Source organism: Cupriavidus consociatus (genome assembly GCF_017814975.1).
GTDB lineage: Bacteria > Pseudomonadota > Gammaproteobacteria > Burkholderiales > Burkholderiaceae > Cupriavidus > Cupriavidus consociatus.
The window spans coordinates 1-1429 of record NZ_JAGIQA010000120.1 but is presented as its reverse complement, the minus strand read 5'-3'; the positions used below and the strand labels follow the sequence as shown (position 1 = coordinate 1429).

At 66.8% G+C, this 1429-nt stretch carries 1 protein-coding gene; it reads right to left on the bottom strand.

Going from position 1 to position 1429, the window contains the following annotated elements; genetic code table 11:
* On the bottom strand, positions 1 to 1429 hold a 1429-nt coding region (locus tag J8I82_RS37650), incomplete at both ends, for a carboxyl transferase domain-containing protein (RefSeq protein WP_209765694.1).

The window sequence follows — 1429 nt, the reverse complement described above, 5'->3', positions numbered from 1 at the left end:
TACATGCGGAACACGCCGAACTTCATATCCTCGATCGGCGCATTCAGGCTGGCCGACAGGCCCAGCCCCAGCACCGTGCGCGTCTGCGCGGGATCGATCACGCCGTCGTCCCACAGCCGCGCGCTGGCGTAGTACGGGTGCCCCTGGTGCTCGTACTGGTCGCGGATCGGCTGCTTGAAGGCATCCTCTTCCTCCGCGCTCCACTTGCCGCCTTTCGCTTCGATGCCATCGCGGCGCACCGTCGCCAGCACGCTCGCGGCCTGCTCGCCGCCCATCACCGAGATGCGCGCGTTCGGCCACATCCACAGGAAGCGCGGCGAATACGCGCGGCCGCACATGCCATAGTTGCCGGCGCCGAACGAGCCGCCGATGATCACCGTGAACTTGGGCACCTGCGCGGTCGCCACCGCCGTCACCATCTTGGCGCCGTTGCGGGCGATGCCCTCGTTCTCGTACTTGCGCCCCACCATGAAGCCGGTGATGTTCTGCAGGAACACCAGCGGGATCTTGCGCTGGCAGCACAGCTCGATGAAGTGCGCGCCTTTCAGCGCCGACTCCGAGAACAGGATGCCGTTGTTGGCGACGATGCCGACCGGATAGCCCCAGATGCGCGCGAAGCCGCATACCAGCGTGGTGCCGTAGCGCGCCTTGAACTCGTCGAACTCGGAGCCGTCGACGATGCGCGCGATCACCTCGCGCACGTCGTACGGCTTGCGCGTGTCGGTCGGGATCACGCCGTACAGTTCTTCCACCGGGTACAGCGGCTCGACCGGCTCGTGCAGGCGGATCTGGTCCGGCTTGCGGCGGTTCAGGTGCTGCACGATATTGCGCGCCAGGCTCAGCGCGTGGTGGTCGTTCTGCGCGAAGTAGTCGGCCACGCCGGACAGGCGCGTGTGCACGTCGGCACCACCCAGGTCCTCGGCGCTGACTTCCTCGCCGGTGGCGGCCTTCACCAGCGGCGGGCCGCCCAGGAAGATGGTGCCCTGGTTCTTGACGATGATCGACTCGTCGCTCATCGCCGGCACGTAGGCGCCGCCCGCTGTGCACGAGCCCATCACCACCGCGATCTGCGGGATGCCCTGCTTGGACAGGTTGGCCTGGTTGTAGAAGATGCGGCCGAAGTGGTCGCGGTCGGGGAACACGTCGTCCTGGTTGGGCAGGTTGGCGCCGCCGGAATCGACCAGGTAGATGCACGGCAGGTTGTTCTGCTCGGCGATCTCCTGCGCGCGCACGTGCTTCTTGACCGTCATCGGGTAATACGTGCCGCCCTTGACGGTGGCATCGTTGCACACGATCACGCATTCCTGCCCGGCCACGCGGCCGATACCGGTGATGATGCCCGCGCCCGGCGCGGCATCGTCATACATGTCGTAAGCGGCGAGCTGCGACAGCTCCAGGAACGGCGTGCCCGGATCGAGCAGTTGCTGCA